Genomic DNA, 16,651 nt, shown 5'->3' on the forward strand with positions numbered 1-16,651 from the left:
GCCGGGGAGTCCATCATCCGTGGCAATGGATGTCAACGTTGACATGTGTCGACGTTGACATCGAAGCCCGGCGACAGGCGGGGTGTTCGAGACCGGTGCTCGCGCCGTCACGACCACGTCGGCCGGCCGTGGGGGAAAGGCGCGGCCGGCTCGCTGTTTCGTACCTGATCTCCATCGGCCCGGTGCGATCACCCGTCGCCCCGGACAGGGCACGGCCGCTCACCCGCGACGACGCGGTACGTGCGGGAAACGGGGCTAGCCTGTTCGCGGCGCCGTGCCGCCGACAGACCGACGAGCCGAACACGAGGAGCGGTGATCCATGCCCAAGGTTCGCCGCGCCACCATGACGGACGTGGCCCGCGAGGTCGGCGTGACGGCGAAGACCGTCTCACGGGTGGTCAACGACGACGGCCCGGTGGCCAGGGAGACCAGAGAGCGCGTCCTGGAGGCGATGGGAAGGCTCGGGTTCCAGCCCAACCTCATGGCCAGGAACACGCGCGTGGGCGCCCGGGACTCCACGGTCGGGCTCGTCATCCCCGACATGGGCAACCCGTTCTTCGGCACGGTCGCGGGAAGTCTGGAGAACGAGGTACGGGCCCGGGGTCTCACCCTGATCGTCGGCTCCTCCGACGAGACCGCCGAACGGGAAAGCGCGCTCATCTCGACCCTCCTGGCCAGGAGGGTCACCGCGCTCATCGTGGTGCCCTCCGCGGGAAGCGACCACAGCCACCTGCGCGCGGAGCGGGCCGCGGGGCTGCCCCTGGTGTTCCTGGACCGCCTCGCCTCGGGGCTGACCGCCGACTCCGTCGTCAGCTCCAACCGCGAGGGCGCCCGTACGGGGGTGGCGCACATGATCGCCCACGGTCACCGGAGGATCGCCTTCGTCGGAGACCTGCCCGCGCTCCACACCCGCAGGGAGAGGTTCCTGGGCTACCGCGACGCGCTCGCCGCGGCCGGGATCGGCTTCGACCGGACCCTCGTGGAGACCGGGCACGACCACGAGACCGCCGCGGCGGCCGTCACCAGGCTGGTCGGCGGCGAGGACCCGGCGACGGCGGTCTTCGCGGCGAACAACGTCGCCGCGACCGGCGCGATCCTCGGACTCGCCCGGCTCGGCCGCGGGGACGTCGCCCTGGTCGGCTTCGACGACCTGCCACTCGCCGAGGTACTGAAGCCCGCCCTCACCGTCGTGGCCCAGGACCCCGCGGCCATCGGCAGGGCCGCCGCCGGGTTGCTGAAGGGCCGGCTGGACGGCGAGCGCTCCAGGGCCAGGACGGTCGTCGTCCCCACCCGGCTGATCGTCCGAGGCTCCGGGGAGATCCCCCCCGCGGCCGTGCCCTGATCCCGGAACGCGGTCTCGGCACCCGCCCCCCGGGGCTCGGCTCCCGGCTGTGCCCCCGCCGGAGCACGGCTGCGACGGGGCGTTTCCCGCCGGTCGCCGCGACGGCCCGTGGAGTCGCCCCCGGCTGGAGCCGAGCCCGCGCTCAGGTGACGGTCGCGACGGCGAGGACGGTGCCGGAGGCACCGTCGACGGTGATCTCCTGGCCGGTGACGATGTGCTCGGTCGCCCCCCTCACCCCCACCACCGCGGGGATGCCGTACTCGCGGGCCACCACGGCACCGTGGGAGTTGGCGCCGCCCATCTCCATCACCAGGCCGCCCGCCGTGAGGAAGAGCGGGGTCCAGCCGGGGTCGGTGGAGGGACAGACCAGGATCTCCCCGGGTTCCAGGTGCGCGCCGACCGGGTCGAGGACGACCCTCGCGACACCGGTGACGGTGCCGGCCGAGGCAGGGGTGCCGGTCAGCGCGCCGTCCACCGGTGCCGGTACGCCGACGGCCTCCGGCTCGGTGCCGTCCGACAGCAGGACGCGGGGGACGTGCCTGCGGCGCAGCTCACGGGCGGCCTCCTCGCGCCGCCGCGCCACGAGCTCCGCCGGTGCGGGACGCGTGGCCCCGCCGGACGAAGGGAGGTCGAGGGCCTGCCTGGCCTCGCGGAAGGTGAGGAAGAAGACGTCGTCGGCATCGGCGAGCAGCCCGCGCGCCGCCAGCTCGACACCGACGGCGAGCAGCTCGGCCCGCATCGCGGCCAGGGCGGTGATGAGGGCGTACTTGGGCATCTCCCGCAGACCCGCCAGTGCCCGGGTCCTGCCGAGCGCGAAGCGGACGAAGCGCCCGCGAAGCCCTCCGGCGCGCCCGCTCAAGGTCTTGATCATGAGGGTGGCCTCGGCGGCGCCGGTGGCGAACAGCGCGTCGGGGGCGAGCGCCGGGTCCTCCAGCCGCAGGTAGTTGGCGAGAACGCCGATGATGTGGGTCGGGTCCTCCGACCAGCGCGGCAGCCCGAGGTCGATCTCGGCGACGGCCCTGACGCCGTAGACGGAGAGGAAGTCCGCCAGGCCCTTCTGCGCCACGCCTGGAAGCGATCCGGCACGGAAACGCTCGGTCAGCTCGGCGGCGGGAGTGCCCAGCAGCAGGGAGGTGGCCTCGCGGTCCTCGCGGACGCGGACGGCCACCCGCCACAGCGCGAGATCCATCTCGGTGGTCACGTTGTGCGGCAGCCCGCGCAGGACCGTCTGCAGCTCGCCCGGCCTGGCCCGTTCCCCCAGCGCCTTGGCGGCGAGGCCGAGCATCGCGAACCCGGCCACCGCGGCCGGAGCGATCGTCGGCAGCAGCGGGAAGATCTGGCGGCTCAGCACCCGCTCGACGTGGTCGAGACGCTGGATCGGGGTGGAGCCCCCGGGCGCGCTCAGCTCCCCGCGCAGGCGCGCGTTCAGCAGTTCCACGTCCCGGTGCGCCGACGCGGGGTTGAGCAGGGCCTTTACGGCGCGTCGCGGGGCGCGGAAGCGGGACGCGATCCGCACCGCCCGGCGCAGAGGCGGGCGGAGCGAGGGCTGGGTGACGCTGAACCGGGGATCGTCGAGCAGCCCGCGCAGCACCTTCGCCGACCTGGCCTCCATCACGTCGAGCAACCTCGGGAAGGCGACGCGGCCCACCCTGCCGCGCATGAAGCCGGTGATGTCGAAGAACAGCCGCCCGCCCGACTCCGCGACGACGGGGGCACCGGCCACCCGGTCGGTCACCGGGATCCCCACGATCTCCATCGCCGACGACGACAGCAGCCTGAAGGCCGACATGCCCATGGGGGTGATCGGCCGGTAGAGCCCCTGGGCGAGGCTGAAGCAGAAGTAGATCCGGGTGCCTTCGCCGGGCGGCTCGTCCGGGGAGCCGCCTTCTCCAGCGCCCGCACCGCCGGCGTTCGCGCGACCCGCCACGGGCGGCGGGCTCGCGGACGGCTCCGCGTGACGGGGGATCGGATAGAGCGTGGTGATGGGACGCGACTGGGTCAGCCACAGGACACCATCGGCGTCGATCGCCCACTCGGTGTCCTGAGGCGCTCCGTAGTGCCGCTCGACCCGGTCGCCGAGTTCGGCCAGCGCCCGCACCTGCGCGTCCGTGACGCAGGCGTCCTCGGCGGAACCCGCCCGGGACGCGGGATTCACGGGCGGCGCCTCGACGTGCTCGACGCCGCCGCCCGGCAGCGACCGTACGGCGAGCCGTTTGTCGCCGAGGCGACGCTCGGTGATCTCGCCGGTGGCGGTGTCGACCACGAAGTGGTCGGGGTTGACCGCGCCGGAGACCACGGCCTCGCCGAGCCCGGGAGCGGCGTCGATCACCGCCTCGCGCCGCCGCCCGGTGACCGGGTTGGCGGTGAACATCACCCCCGCCACCTCCGACTGGACCATCTCCTGAACGACCACCGCCAGGCGCACCGCGCCGTGGTCGATGCCGTTCGCGGCCCGGTAGGCGACGGCCCGGTCGGTCCACAGGGAGGCCCAGCAGCGCCGGACCGCGTCCAGCACGGCGTCGGCGCCGATCACGTTGAGGTAGGTGTCCTGCTGCCCGGCGAAGCTGGCGTCCGGCAGGTCCTCGGCGGTCGCGGAGGAGCGGACCGCGACGGGACCGGCCGCACTGTCGCGTACGGCGCTCGCGATGTCGTCGGGGACCGGCGCGGCGAGCACGAGCTCACGAGCCTTCGCGGCCAGGGCGTTCAGGGCGGGGACGTCCCCGGCGGACGTGGTGGCGAGGGCCGCGAGCACGTCCTCCAGCCCGGCTCGCTCGGTGACCCTGCGGTACGCCTCGGTGGTGACGCACAGACCGGGGGGAACGGGAAGCCCGGCGGTGGTGAGCACGCCGAGATTGGCGGCCTTGCCGCCGACGAGGGGCAGCATCTCCGCCCCGATGTCGTCAAACGTCAGGATGAGGGGATCGGGCATGGGCGCGTCTCCTTGAGGCTTCGCCGAGAAGCGTCGTGGCCCGCATCACGAGCTCGCGTTCTCCGGCGGTCAGATAGGCCATGACTTCGAGCTGGGCGTCGGCACGGACGCGCTCGAACGTGCGCAGGAACTCCGCTCCGGCCGGGGTGAGGGCGATCCGCCGCACCCGCCGGTCACCGGGGTCCTCCCGGCGGTCGGCCAGCCCGCGCCGTACGAGCTGGTCGACCAGGCGGCTGGTGGCCGAGACGGACCGGCTGACGCGCCCGGCGAGTTCGCGGAGCGTCGGGGGAGCCGGGACGTCGAGGGTGTAGAGCGTGGCGACCTGGATCATGGAGGGCTCGTCGCCCTCGAACCCGCTCAGCAGGTTGAGCAGCAGGCCGGGGATGAGCGCCCGCCGGAGATCGCCGATGTCGTCGGCCAGCCGATCGCGCTCCGCACCGTCCACGGGGTCCATCGGACAACTCCTTGCATCACTGCAACTAATGCGTCACCACAACGTTAAGCCGGAGAAACCAGGAAGTCAACAAGTGATGAAATAACCGTGCGGGCGTGAGCGCTTCCCTCCGGGTGAACCGGAGTGGCTACCGTGCGCGTCCACGGGTAAAGAGCCCTTCGGGGGAGGGCGGCGAGAGGAGACAGGCATGGCCGACACGCCCACCACCGACGAGATGACCATAGAGACACACGGACGCGGAGAGGCGCTCGCCCTGGCCGAGACGATCTGTGATCTGTACGAGGCGGTGTTCTCGCTGCCGCCCTTCGACGGGGACGCCGCCGAGTTCGCCAACCAGCGCTCCTACTTTCCCAAGCTGGCCGAGCGGCCGGGGTTCCGGCTCACCACCGCGCGATCCGGACCGGAGTTCATCGGGTTCGGGTACGGATACCCGTTGCCCGCCGACACCCGCTGGTGGAGCACGCTGGCCGACCCGGTCGACGAGGAGTTCGCGGCCGAGACCGGGACCAGGACGTTCGCCCTCATCGACTACGGAGTGCTGCCCGAGTGGCGGGGCGCCGGAGTCGGGCGCCGGATCCACGACGAACTGCTCTCGGCCTCCGGGACCGAACGGGCCACCCTCTCGGTGCAGCCCAAGGCCGTGAGGACCCGCGAGATATACCGGAGGTGGGGATGGCGGAAGGTGTCCCACAAGCTGATGGACCCGCCGATCCCCGCCCCCGTCTTCGAGATCCTGGTGCTGGAGAAGATGCCCCGGACATCCTGATCGATCACGGACGCCCGGCGTACGTCGATCGACCGTGAACGCCCGTGACGCGCTGATCGACCGCGACCGAACCGCAGGCCGTCGAACGAAGAACCGCGAGCCGTCAGGCGAAGAACCCGACCCGTCAGACGGAGAGCCGCAGGCCGTGCGGCGATGAACCCGACCCGTCAGGCGAAGAACCGCGCGAGTCGTACGGCGAAGGACCAAAGCGGTCAGCCGATGGGCGGGAAGCCGTCAGGCGATGAGCTGGAAGGCGTGCAGCTTCTCGTCCAGGGCGACGACCTGACGGGTCCTCGCCCACGGATTCAGCGTCTCGCGGACCTCCACCACCGAGCGCGCCAGCCGCGGCGAGGTGTTTCTACAGGTCAGACGGGCGGCCTCACCGATCTGCTCGCACGCCTCGTCGATGGCGCGCAGCCGCAGGTGCCCGCGTGCCAGATCCAGGTGGATGAACGCCATGTTGCGGACGAACGCCGGATCGATCCGGGTCAGGGACCGGGCGGCCATCTCGATCGCGGTCTGGGCGTCGTCCATGTCCAGCAGGCACTTGGTCTTGGTCGACAGATACTGCCCGTCGCCGTAGAAGTAGAGCAACTCGGCCCCCACGTCGCCCTCGCCCGCGTGACCCAGCTCGCGACGGGCCTGGTCGAGGCTGGTCATGCACCGGGCATGGTCCTTCTGACGGTCGCTCTTGCCCGAGCGGCGCAACACCGCCGAGTAGGCGCGGGCCCCCACGTCACACGCGTACGACACCAGCAGCTTGCTGTTGGCGCGCTGCCCCCAGGCCAGCGCGCCCAGCGCGTGCTCGACACCCTGCCTGGGGTCGCCCCGCCAGGTCGCGAGCTGCGACCAGTTGGCCAGGACGAAGCTGTTCATCGCGTCGTTGTCGGCCTGGTGCGCGGCCGACTTGGCCTGCTCGTAGTAGTGGTTCGCCCCGTTGAAGTCGTTGAGGTTGAACAGCACCCAGGCGGTGAACCTGCAGATGTTGGCCAGCAGCGACAGCAGCCGGTCGCGCACCTCGTCGGTCGACGCGGCCGGGATCAGCGAACGCACCAGGTGGTGCTGTGCGAGCACGGTCCCCAGCACCGACTGCGGGCCGAGGGTGTCCTCCTGGCGCATGCAGTGGTGCAGCACGGCGTCGATGTGAGCGACGGTGGCCTCGTCCACCCGGGACGGTTCCGCGGCGATCAGGGCGAGCCGGTCGAGCTCGTCGCCGTTGAGCCTGTCCAGCAGCGGAGAGGCCGCAGCGGCCGCGGCGGCGGCCCTGATCAGGGCCAGGACGTCGCGCCGTTTCATCGCCGCCGCCCACCGGGCGAGCGCCTGCACCAGGGCGTCGTACTCCTCGTCGCGCGGCGTCCCGAACGACACGGGTCCCATGGGCAGGGCGGGCAGGGCCGCCAGCACCCCCTGGATGTCCTCGGGATCGAGGCTGCCCGCCGCCCCGGCCGCCACCAGCGCCCGCCCCCGGGACCGGACGGCCGCCGCGTTGTGCTCGTCGGCATCGCGGTGATCTTCACCGTCGACCAGGTCGGCGGTGCGGCACTGGTAGATGCGTGCCAGCCGGTTGAGCCCGGCGATCGGCGGCTCGTTGCCGGTGGGGCCGGGCCACGCTTCCCACGACCCGAGTTTCCGGGTCGTCAGTGGCTCGTTCGGCCAGTATTCGTTCCATAGATGGCAGACCTTGGCTTGTGTCAGGCGATGCGCCTCACGGAAGCCCTGGCGGGAGTTCAGGCGCCAACGTAGCTTGAACTCAGCGGCGACCTCGGCCCACGTGCAACCACGTTCGCGAAGCTCAGCGCTGAAGGCGTCCATCTGCTGCTTGACGCTGCGCGGTGCACGTGGCATCGTCTCAGCCCCTCCCGGCGGGTTCTCCGGCGGCAATTCTTCGGGCTGAACGTTACTGGTCAATCACGTTCGGTGACTACCGAGTACAGAAACCGGCGACCAGATCGCCGCTACTTGCCGCGTCGTCGCTCTACGAGACGAGACGGCCCCCCAGGGTGACGAACAGACTCGCTGCCGTCGCCTGTTTCCTGCACACTCCGTGCAGCAGGCTTGAGACAACGCCGGAGCCGTCGGATCCATGTGGTCTCACCGCTCGGGCGGGGGCGTCCCTTCCTGCGCCGGGGACGCGCGACCGAATCTCCGTTGAACCTCCCTGGAGCCAGCAATGACCGTGCTCCCCGTCGAACGGCTGGGACCGATGCACTCACCGTTTCACCCTGATCCGGACGCCGCCGACCACCTGTCCCCGGACTCCCAAGGCTCCCCGGACTCCCCGGACTCTCTGGACTCTCTGGACACGAACGAGTTGCGGCTGGCGGCGCAGCCGGTCGCGGCCTCCCAGGCACGCGACTTCACCCGCGCGCAACTGCGGACATGGGGCCTGGAGGAGCTGTCCGAGCTCTGCGTCCTGGTCGTCTCCGAGATGACCACCAACGCCATCAAGGCCACCGCGACCCCGCCGGTCCCGTACGGCTACACTCACCCGCCGGCTCCAGGCCACCCGCACGCCTCCGGCCACTCACCCGTGCCCGGCCACCCGCACGCCTCCGGCCACTCACCCGTGCCCGGCCACCCGCACACTTCCGACCGGCCGCCCGGCAGCGGCCACCCGCGAACCGCCGGCCCGTATCCGATCCTCCTGCGACTCCACCTCACCACCGAAGGCCTGCGCGTGGAGGTATGGGACAGCTCCGACGACTCGCCCGAGGTCACCGAGGCGGGGGAGGACGACGAGAGCGGCCGGGGCCTGCTGCTCGTCGGCATGTGCGCCGACGAATGGGGCCACCACCCCTCACCGGGCGGCGGAAAGGTGGTCTTCGCCCGCTGGGACCTGCCGCCCGCCCGGCGCACCCCGGCCACGCCGCCCTCGCGGCCGTACGCCTACTCCCGGACCCGTGTGACGCGGGGGTGACCCCTCTCGGCACACCTGGTCAACACCCGCTCCGTCCCATGTCCACGTCCCGCCCCGCGTCCACGCGGAGAACCGCGTCGGCGCGGTCGCCGTCCCGCGGGGCGAGCGGTCCACCGTGACCGTCCGGCGGGGCGATCGGCTCACCGCGCCGGCATGGTCAGCGTTCGGAGGACGATCGCCCCACGGCGCCCTGGGCGCTGACCACCGAGAGCACCGAGTCGACCAGCTCCGCGACGGACCGACCACCACCTGTGTCGATGCGATCCAGCCCCAGCCTGTCGACGACCTCCAGCATGAGCAGCTGATAACGCTCCGTGCGGGCCAGGAAACTGTCCATCAAGTGTCGTTCGTCGCCGGTCGCCACCTCGTAGCGGCCGGCCGCGCGCACCCGAGCACGCACGACGGCGTCGTCCGCGGTGAGCCACACGGCGGCCGTGCGCGAGACATTCAGCTCCGCGACACGGGCGGGCCAGAGCGCCGACCCCTCCAGGACCAGGCCCGTGCCGGTGCCGGACGAACGAGCCGTGATCAGCTCCTCGATGCGAGGCCACAGCCGTTCGTAGTGGCCGAGCACGGACGCGATCAGCTCGTCGACCGTGAGCGTTCTGTAGTGCTCGGCGACGTGCGCCGGCACCTCCCACTCCGGGGTCCGCCAGGGCCGTCCGGGGTGCCGCGCGAGCTTGTCCGTCGACAGGCACTCGAAACCGAGCCGGTCGGCCACCGCCCGGCCGATGGTCGACTTCCCGACGTTCGACGTTCCCCCGAGCAGCACCACCCGTACACCGCTCATACCGGCGACCTTACCGCCGCGATGAGGCCGGCCCGAAGGCCGGAGCGCCACACCCCAGGGAGGGGCTGACCCCTGCCCGCTCACACCGGCGACCTCGACCGCCGCGATGAGACCGGTCCGGAGACGGATGGTGCAGGATGTCGGGATGGATGCGATCCTGCGGGCCGCCGGTGAAGTGCTGGGAACCGAGCTGTCAGAGCCGGTGGACCTCGGAGGCAGCCCGCGCAGCGTCGTCCTGCGCTGCCGGACGGCTTCCGGCGGCAGTGTCGTCGTCAAGAAGTACGGCACGGAGCCCGATGACCTGCGCGCGTTCACCGCCGAGGCGGCCGGGCTCTCGTTGCGGCTGACCGGTCCCGAGCTGCTGGGCGTGGACGACTCGATCCCGCTGCTGGTGATGGAGGACCTCGGGTCCGCGCCGACACTGGCGGACGTGCTGCTCGGCGACGATCCGCAGGCCGCACTGGACGGCCTGTCGGCCTGGGCAAGCGGGCTCGGGCGACTGGCCGCCGCGTCGGTTCACCGGCGCGCCGACCTGGCCGCCCTGTCCGCCGGGTACGGCATGGGCGTGCCGTCCTGGGACGAGGAGCCGTGGCTCCTCCGGTACGCGGCCGAATTCCCCGCGGCGCTCGCCGGTATCGGCGTCGAGGCGCCGCCGGAGCTGGCAGGGGAGCTGGAACGGATCGCGGCGACGGGCGCGGACGAGTATCTCGCCTTCACCCCCGGCGACACCTGCCCGGACAACAACCTGCTCACCCCGGACGGCCTGCGACTCATCGACTTCGAGTCGGCCTGCTACCTGCCGGTCTTCATGACCGCCGCGTACTGCCGGATGCCCTTCGCCACCTGCTGGTGCGTCTTCACGCTGCCCGCCGGTCTGGCGGAGAAGATCGAGGAGACCTACCGCGCGGAGGTCGTCGAGGTGTACCCGCAGCTGGTCGAGGACGAGATCTGGCAGCCAGGGATCCGGCGGGCGGTCGCGCTCTGGACGGTGTATATGACGGCCAACCTGATCCCGCGCATGGCGAAGGACGAGCCGGCCCACAGGACCCGGCGTCCGGTCCCGACGCTGCGGCAGCTGCTGAGACACCGCTGGGAGACGGCGAGCACCCTGGAGGAGTTCCCGGCCTTCGCGGAGACGATGCGGCTGCTGCTCCGGGACGTGGCCGACGGCTGGGACGTCCCCCCGCTGCCGGGCTACCCCGCGTTCGGGGACTTCGGATGACGCCCCGAACAGTCTCCTGAGGGACGTTTCGTAGCGCGGGCGGTCACCCTCGGTGGGACGTTCGCCTGGACGGACATTCCGCCCCGCGCCGAACTAAGATCATCGAATGCTCAGGCCGCCCTCCGCAGCGCGGGTGACACCGCCTCAGAGAACGCGTGCACCGGTGCGCCGGGTGCTGCGACGAGTGATCGCCGTCGCGGTCGGTGTCTGCGCGCTGCTGGGCGCGGTGCGGCTCGTCGTGCCCGCCACGGCGGGCCCGGCCGACGAGCCGCCCGGGGTCCGGCGGCAGCTGACGTTCCTGCGCGCGGCACTCGACGGCGGCGCCGGAGACCAGGCGCAGAACCTGTTCCCCGAGGGCTACGTCTTCCTGCACGTGCTGTACGGCCTGAGCTGGGTCGAGCTCGGCATGCGCGAACCGGCCGGCGAGCGGTCGGCGGCGCTGCGGGAGGCGCGCTGGGCGCTGGCCCGGCTGGAGTCCCCGTCCGGCCGCGCCCCGTTCAGCGCGGACCTCACCCCGCCGCACGGCGTCTTCTACCGGGGCTGGACCAACTGGCTGCGCGGCGGGACGCTCGCCCTGCAACCGTCCGAGCGGCGCGACCCGGCCGAGCTGCGCCGGTTCGCCGACGACTCCGCCGCGCTCGGCGAGGCGTTCGGCGCCTCCGAGTCGCCCTACCTGGAGGCCTACCCCGGGCAGGCGTGGCCGGTCGACTCGATCGTGGCCATGGCGTCGCTGCGGCTGCACGACACGCTGCTGCCACCCCGGTTCGCCGGTACCGCCGACCGATGGCTCCAGGCGGTACGCCAGCGGCTCGACCCCCGCACCGGCCTGCTCCCGCACCGCGCCGACCCCGGCACCGGCGCCCCCGCCGAGGTGGCCAGAGGCAGCTCGCAGAGCCTCGGCCAGCGCTTCCTCGTCGAGATCGACCCGGCCTTCGCCGCCGAGCAGTACCGGCGCTTCCGTGACCTCTACGTCGTCTCCCCGCTCGGCCTCGGACCGGCCGTACGCGAGTACCCCGTCGGCATGGACGGCCCGAGTGACGTCGACTCCGGCCCGCTCCCGCTCGGCGTGAGCCTGTCGGCGACCGCGGTGGCCCTCGGCACCGCCCAGATCCACGGCGACGCCCCGCTCGCCGAGGCCCTGGCGAACTACGGCGAGCTGGCCGGCCTGCCGATCGACACCCCCTGGACCAAGAGGTACGCCTTCGGCCTCCTCCCGATCGGCGACGCCTTCCTGGCCTGGGCGAAGACCGCCCGCCCATGGGTGACGCCATCACCCTCACCGCCCCCGGCGACCATCTCGCCGTGGTGGCGCACACCACTGCTGGCGTTGCTGCTCGTCATCGGTCTCGCTCCCTGGACGCCCGCCCTGGTGCGGCGCCGTCGAAACCGTCGTGCCCGTCCCGTACCGGCGGAGGTGACGGGCGAGGCGTGACCTTTGGCGTCATCCGCCGGCTCGACGAGCCGCAGCATAGCCTTCCAGGATTTCCGCCAGTTCCCTCGGCCGGCTGAGCGCGACGCAGTGCCCGGCGGCGATCTCGTCAGGGGTGATGTTCAGGCGTTCGGCCGCCAGGCGGCGGAAGAAGTCAGGCGGGAAGGAACGATCCTGTTCGCACAGCACGAATCTCGTCGGCACGTCCGGCCACGCGTCGAGGGGCCAGGGCTCACCCATCCGGGCCTCCGCCTGCGGGCGCTCCCTGCGCATGGCCTCCTCGGCCAGCTCACGCGGCACGTCGTGATAGAAGTCGGCGTACGGATCCCCGGTGCCGCCGGTGCTTTCACCGTCACTTCGTGCCTGCTCCCGTTTCGCGTCCTGGAAGCCGGTGTTCTCCCACCACTCCACCGGCGACTCGCCGGGCGCCGGAATCATCGCGGCCACCAGGACCAGCACACCGACCGGCAACCGAGCGGCGACCAGGGGAGCGGTGAACCCTCCGAACGACTGACCGACCACGACGAGGTCCTCACGGTCACCGACGGCCTCGATCACCACGTCGGCGTACTCGTTCAGCCCCGCGGAGTCGTCGTCGCAGGGAAGGTCCGGAGCGACCACGTCGTGCCCACGGGCCCGTAACTCGGCCTCCACCAGGTGCCAGTACCAGCCGACGTCTCCCGCGCCATGGATCAAAACGAAGGTGCTCATAGCCGGCGACCGCCTGTCATCTCATCGTGTCGGGACTCATTGGACGGGACTCATTGGACCGGTCGTTCCCTCCGTCAGCCGAGGTCGAAGGCGACGTCGGTGAGGTTGACCGTCCGCACTTCCGGGTCGTCGAGCAGCTTGCGCAGGTCGGCGAGTGTCCAGCCGTCGATGACGAGCCCGTACACGACGCCCTCCTTGGCCGTTTCGGTGAGCGAACCGTGGCTCAGCCCGAACTCCTCGAGGTCGTCCCCCGACCTGAGCAGCCCGACCCACCTGCGGAACTCCGCCAGCGCCGCCTCCGGCTCGGTCACGCACTCGTAGGTGAAGTCCTCCCATGGCTCCTTGGGCATGCCACGGTTCCAGACGACCGCGCTCAACGGGGGATCGCCGCTGGAGTCGTCGTAGTAGTACGGGGAGTAGATGTAGGAGACGTCCCCTCCTCCGCAGAGTTCGTGCCTCCGGTTGAAGGCGACGAGCTGCTCGGTGGTCATCGAGTGCGTGAACTCCAGGACCGCGACGGCCCGAAGCGTCTGGGGGAGCGCGTCGATGGCCTTCCTGGCCTCTTCCGTCAGCTGCCTGTCGGCGCCGAGTTCTTCCCATCCCACCGAATCGACCGTGTCGGCGAGGCTGCCGGACGGTCCGTCGAAGGAGGGGGCCCGGACGGCGCCGAACAGGTCCTCCGTGATCTCGTACTCCTTCCGGTCCTCGCCGGGACCGGCTCGGCGCGGCTCGCCCCGCAACGTGTAGGTCGTCCCCAGCTGTCCTCCGCCATCGCTGTAACCGTAGGTCAGGCGCTTGTCCGGATTCACGACGCGGGCCGCGGTGCCGTACACCAGAGCCGTCCGCTCGTCGTCGAAACCGACGAACACCCACAGCACTCGATCGGCGACGACGAGGGCCAGGAACAGCGCCGAGGCGACGGCCACGACCTTGACGAGGGACCTGGTCACGTACGCCCAGTCGGGCTCACTCACGTTCACCGGCGCACGCTCCTGCGACCTAGATCAAATCGAGTACGGCGCACCATAACCGCTCGGAAACGGCGCGGGTGAGAGAACGCGGGAGGAAGGTAGGTTCCGGATTGAACCGGATGTCGGCTCTCCACCGATCGATCATCGACGCGTATGATGATTACATACTTACTTGATCACTCGAAGGCGGAGACGATGATCGTTGAGTATGTCCGGTACCGCGTCCCCCGGCCCGACGAGTTCGAGGCCGCCTACCGCCGCGCGGTGGTGCCGCTGGATAGAGCGCCCCAGTGTCTGGACTACGAGCTGTCGAAGTGCGCCGACGAGCCGGGCGTCTACATCCTGCGCATCGTCTGGACCTCGGCGCAGGGTCACCTGGAGGGCTTCCGGGGCAGCGAGCACTTCACGAAGTTCTTCGCCGAGATAAAGCCGTACGTGGCGGACATCGAGGAGATGCGGCACTACGAACCGGTGATCGGAAAGACCGAGCCGGTGCTCACGAAGACCGAGCCGACGCTGTTCGACTGGGCGGGCGGCGCGTCGGCGTTCGAGCGGCTGACCGAGACGTTCTACGGCCACGTCCGCGAGGACGAGGTGATCGGCCCGCTGTTCGCGCACATGGACCCGGACCATCCCCGGTACGTCGCGCTGTGGCTGGCGGAGGTCTTCGGCGGCCCCGACCGCTACACCCGCGAACGCGGAGGCTATCCGCACATGCTTTCCCAGCATCTCGGCAAGCGCCTCACCGAGCGGCAGCGCCGCAGATGGGTGAGCCTGCTGATGGACGCGGCCGACGAGGTGGGGCTCCCGGCCGACCCCGAGTTCCGGGCGGCGTTCGCCGGATACATCGAGTGGGGCACCCGCCTCGCGGTGGAGAACTCCCAGCCGGGCGCCACCCCGCCACTTCAGGCACCGGTCCCCCGCTGGGGCTGGGGAGTCGCCCCGCCTTACCACGGCGGATGAACCTCACCTCGTCCGCCCGGCACGCCGGACCGGCCGGGGGAGTCAGGTGATCCCGCTCGGTTCGGCGGGGACGGTGTGGCGGGCATCGATGAGCTCGCGGATGGCGCCGAGCGCGGTCCCGGCGTGGGGGTTCGGAGGTGGCCACGACCACCGAGCCTCCCGCCGGACCTCCGAGACCATCGAGCCCGGGGAAGCTCACACTAGGCGAACGGGTGTGGCACCTGATGCAGCTCCGAATCATCCAGGTCGGTGGTTCGCCATCCGGCGCGGCGGAACGCACTACGGGTTCGGGGCATGTGCAGGGCGCGCTGCCGCGACCAGCCGAAGTCCATGGGCAGTAGTCCCGGCGCGATCACGCGCACTGTCCGCAGGCCCAGCAGTTCCTGTTCCGGTGCCGTCTGGTCGACGACAAGCACGTCCAGACCGGCATCGACCAACCGGTCGCGGCAGTACAGCAGGTCCGTCAGCAGGTCCGTGCCCCCGGGCCGAGTCTGTTCCCACTCCCGGTACAGTTCGGCCATCGGGGTCAGGTGTCTGTTCGACAACAGGAAGCCGGCATGGTGCGCCATCCTCGGCGACGCGAAGAGTGCCGGATGGTCGATCAGCGTGCGGACCTTGCCGAAGTCCTCGGTCATCGCCCGGACCTCGTCAGCACGTGTGGTGAACTGATCAGGCATGGTCGGTGCGAAAGAGGCGACCTCTGACAGCGCGGACGCGACAGCCTGCTCCGGATCCAGGGACGCGCCGGACGCGAAGGTCAGCGTACCGGGACCGCCATCTCGGCGAACCGCCACCGCGAGCACGGCAGGCACCGACAGGTCGATTCTCATGTCGAACAGGCGCACGTCGTAGCCGCAGAGCCGCAGACGGTCGATCATGAAGAGGGACTCTCCGTGACACGTGGCCGGATCGATTTCGGGCAGCGATGCTCTGCCGTACCACGCGAGCATGAAAGAATCGCGCTCGATCAGCTCAAGCATCCCGTGCAGAATCGCCTCCTCGACACTCGCGCCGCTCGCGCAGCCGCTGGAGCACTCCATCACGAAGTTGTGGGTGCGATCCGCCCCGCCGTAGTAGACGGTGCGCTGCGGCACCAGAACCGCCCGCTGGTCACGCAGTGAGTAGCCCCAGACCCATGGAATCGGCTGATCGGGGTCGAATCTCGAGTACGCACCCGATTCGTAGACCTTGTCCGCGTAGACCCCGCACTCTCGGGGGTCGAGCGCCTCCGCGGACAATTCGGCATAGGTGTTCACCGTGACCGTGGTCCAACGCCGTTGCTCAAGTCCGGCATAACGTTCAAGTGCTTCGAACAGCCCACTGATCTCGCTGGTCTCGAACGAACTGGTCTGGCCGCTCCATTGGATCTCCTGCAGGCCGTTACCATCGTGAAATCGGAACATGCCGAAACTCGGCGACATGGTAGGAGACAGGTCGTCGCGGTGCGCATAGCGGCCGACCGCGCCGCAGACTGGATTTGTCAGTGCCGAGATCGGCAGGTCGTAGTCCTGTAGGCGATGTTCCCGGTAGCGGTCCGGAGCCGGTTTCGATATCGAGCGCAGGTCGAGGACGGCGCGAGTCGCAGTATCCGGTTCACGCGGTAGACATACGGAACATGCGGCGTCCATCAGCAGGTCGAACCGGGACACTCGCAGGGTCCGCAGATTCAGCTCGTAGACAGGGGCGATCCCCGGGCGCTGACTTCGGCTTTCCATGGCGTGCGTCTGCAAAAGGTTCCATAATTGCCAGATCGATTCAAGTGCGAACGGCGTCAGGTATGGCGAGGAAGCCATCGACCGCGGCTGCCGCCCACGCTCGATCGCATCACGTTCCGGTGCGGCGCGCAGGCGCTGCCATCGCAGGGCCAGACATTGCCCGCACGGGGCTGAGCGGCTACGTCCGGCGACCACCGGTCCGAGGATCGCCGACCCCGCAGCGAAATAGATCGGAACGAGGCCGTGACCCTTTTCCACTTCCGGTGGGTACGGGTGAGTCGCGTCGCGCAGGCCGAGTACCGCCACGTCGGGCAGCGCTCCCTTTCTCGGCCGCGAATTCAGATAGCGTAGAAGCCTGCCCGGCGCCGATTCGCAGGCCTCATTGTCGTGCTCCGCCGATAATGCCACCTGCTCCGCCTTTCACACGAGAAAAAACGAGTTC

At 70.6% G+C, this 16,651-nt stretch carries 13 protein-coding genes; 6 read left to right on the forward strand and 7 right to left on the reverse strand.

Annotated features, from left to right (window positions below; all coding sequences use genetic code 11):
• Positions 1-319 precede the first annotated feature (319 nt).
• Positions 320-1,342, forward strand: coding sequence for a LacI family DNA-binding transcriptional regulator (locus AB0B90_RS26245; RefSeq protein ID WP_362925234.1), 1,023 nt, complete (start codon positions 320-322; stop codon positions 1,340-1,342).
• 142 nt (positions 1,343-1,484) lie between these two features.
• Here AB0B90_RS26245 and AB0B90_RS26250 read toward each other — a convergent pair whose 3' ends face one another.
• Together AB0B90_RS26250 and AB0B90_RS26255 are read right to left on the reverse strand one after the other, a co-directional pair.
• A complete protein-coding gene (locus tag AB0B90_RS26250) occupies positions 1,485-4,271 on the reverse strand; it encodes a PEP/pyruvate-binding domain-containing protein (protein WP_350948653.1) in 2,787 nt (928 codons plus the stop codon).
• Positions 4,243-4,725, reverse strand: a complete 483-nt coding sequence (locus tag AB0B90_RS26255; RefSeq protein WP_350948652.1) for a MarR family transcriptional regulator — start codon at positions 4,723-4,725, stop codon at positions 4,243-4,245. The genes AB0B90_RS26250 and AB0B90_RS26255 overlap by 29 nt, the downstream gene beginning before the upstream one ends.
• Before the next feature lie 187 nt (positions 4,726-4,912).
• Between AB0B90_RS26255 and AB0B90_RS26260 the strand changes: the two genes are divergently transcribed.
• Positions 4,913-5,491: a GNAT family N-acetyltransferase gene (locus AB0B90_RS26260; RefSeq protein ID WP_362925237.1), complete on the forward strand. Its 579-nt coding sequence runs from the start codon at positions 4,913-4,915 to the stop codon at positions 5,489-5,491.
• A gap of 234 nt (positions 5,492-5,725) precedes the next feature.
• On the opposite strand, the gene AB0B90_RS26265 is transcribed toward AB0B90_RS26260, so the two are convergent.
• Complete coding sequence (locus AB0B90_RS26265; protein WP_362925239.1) at positions 5,726-7,336, reverse strand: hypothetical protein; 1,611 nt, start codon at positions 7,334-7,336, stop codon at positions 5,726-5,728.
• Positions 7,337-7,661: 325 nt separating this feature from the next.
• Here AB0B90_RS26265 and AB0B90_RS26270 point away from each other — a divergent pair, with 325 nt between their 5' ends.
• Positions 7,662-8,408, forward strand: a complete 747-nt coding sequence (locus tag AB0B90_RS26270) for an ATP-binding protein (RefSeq protein ID WP_362925241.1) — start codon at positions 7,662-7,664, stop codon at positions 8,406-8,408.
• A gap of 157 nt (positions 8,409-8,565) precedes the next feature.
• Here AB0B90_RS26270 and AB0B90_RS26275 read toward each other — a convergent pair whose 3' ends face one another.
• Positions 8,566-9,198: a hypothetical protein gene (locus AB0B90_RS26275; RefSeq protein WP_350948648.1), complete on the reverse strand. Its 633-nt coding sequence runs from the start codon at positions 9,196-9,198 to the stop codon at positions 8,566-8,568.
• Positions 9,199-9,343: 145 nt separating this feature from the next.
• Here AB0B90_RS26275 and AB0B90_RS26280 point away from each other — a divergent pair, with 145 nt between their 5' ends.
• Both AB0B90_RS26280 and AB0B90_RS26285 read left to right on the forward strand, forming a co-directional pair.
• A complete protein-coding gene (locus AB0B90_RS26280; protein WP_362925243.1) occupies positions 9,344-10,420 on the forward strand; it encodes a hypothetical protein in 1,077 nt (358 codons plus the stop codon).
• 172 nt (positions 10,421-10,592) lie between these two features.
• Entirely contained in the window at positions 10,593-11,852 is a 1,260-nt protein-coding gene (locus AB0B90_RS26285; protein ID WP_362925245.1) for a hypothetical protein, read from the forward strand.
• Positions 11,853-11,861: 9 nt separating this feature from the next.
• Here AB0B90_RS26285 and AB0B90_RS26290 read toward each other — a convergent pair whose 3' ends face one another.
• Both AB0B90_RS26290 and AB0B90_RS26295 read right to left on the reverse strand, forming a co-directional pair.
• A complete protein-coding gene (locus AB0B90_RS26290) occupies positions 11,862-12,560 on the reverse strand; it encodes an alpha/beta hydrolase (protein ID WP_362925247.1) in 699 nt (232 codons plus the stop codon).
• Positions 12,561-12,634: 74 nt separating this feature from the next.
• Positions 12,635-13,540 carry a hypothetical protein gene (locus tag AB0B90_RS26295; protein ID WP_362925249.1) on the reverse strand — a complete coding sequence of 302 codons (906 nt, stop codon included), beginning with the start codon at positions 13,538-13,540 and terminating at the stop codon, positions 12,635-12,637.
• 186 nt (positions 13,541-13,726) lie between these two features.
• Between AB0B90_RS26295 and AB0B90_RS26300 the strand changes: the two genes are divergently transcribed.
• A complete protein-coding gene (locus AB0B90_RS26300; RefSeq protein ID WP_362925251.1) occupies positions 13,727-14,494 on the forward strand; it encodes an antibiotic biosynthesis monooxygenase in 768 nt (255 codons plus the stop codon).
• A 200-nt stretch (positions 14,495-14,694) separates the two neighbouring features.
• Here the strand turns inward: AB0B90_RS26300 and AB0B90_RS26305 are convergent, their stop codons facing one another.
• Positions 14,695-16,617 (reverse strand): TOMM precursor leader peptide-binding protein, encoded by a 1,923-nt coding sequence (locus AB0B90_RS26305; protein ID WP_362925253.1) that lies wholly within the window; start codon positions 16,615-16,617, stop codon positions 14,695-14,697.
• Positions 16,618-16,651 lie beyond the last annotated feature (34 nt).

The sequence above is a fragment of the Streptosporangium sp. NPDC049078 genome, from assembly GCF_040648855.1.
Classification (GTDB): domain Bacteria; phylum Actinomycetota; class Actinomycetes; order Streptosporangiales; family Streptosporangiaceae; genus Streptosporangium.